The organism is Polaromonas sp. P1_G2 (genome assembly GCF_056405515.1).
Genome location: NZ_JBFUBY010000649.1, coordinates 1 through 663 on the forward strand (window position 1 = coordinate 1; position 663 = coordinate 663).

Sequence of the window (663 nt, forward strand, 5' to 3'; positions counted from 1 at the left end):
CTCGCGGATCGCCTCCAGGCGCCTTAGGCGGAAGGCCAGCGTCGCCGCCATCTCCTCGCCAGAGGGGCCATCGTCGCGGGGCGGCGCCGGGATCAAAAGGCGCGACTTGAGGTAGGCGAGCCAGGCCGCCATGACGAGATAATCGGCGGCAAGTTCCAGCCTCAGCCGGCGGGCGCTTTCGATGAAGGCTAGATATTGCTCGGCAAGCGCCAGCACGGAAATACGGGCGAGATCGACTTTCTGGTTGCGGGCGAGATGCAACAGCAGGTCCAGCGGGCCTTCGAAGCCGCCGACATCGATCACCAGCGCTGGTTCGGCCTCGGTATTGACACGCTCCGGCGTCTCGCCCCACAGCCTTTCGAGCGGGGCGACAGGCGGGTTCTGGGAGCCGGTCGCCGCCATTGTCCGCCTCAGACCGAAGGTAGCAGCGAATTGAACTCGCTTCGCACCGCCGCTTCATCGAGCCTGTCTGCCTGAGCGAACGCTGCCTCGACGCGGCGTGCTCTTTCCAGCGCCTTGCCCGCAAGCGGCTTGGCTTCCGCCACCACCTCAAGCATTTCCTCCATCTGGCCGTTGCAGTGAAGGACAATGTCGCAACCATTGGCAGCGATAGCGCGCGCCCTCTCCCTCAACGTGCCTGAAAGCGCGTTCATCGAGGAATCA

The 663-nt window shown here is 64.7% G+C and carries 2 protein-coding genes; both read right to left on the reverse strand.

Annotated features, from left to right (window positions below; all coding sequences use genetic code 11):
* Positions 1-402 (reverse strand): segregation and condensation protein A (locus AC1D0P_RS26725; protein WP_477679492.1); only part of this gene is annotated, 402 nt, incomplete at its 3' end.
* Positions 403-410: 8 nt separating this feature from the next.
* Positions 411-663 (reverse strand): hypothetical protein (locus AC1D0P_RS26730; RefSeq protein ID WP_477679493.1); only part of this gene is annotated, 253 nt, incomplete at its 5' end.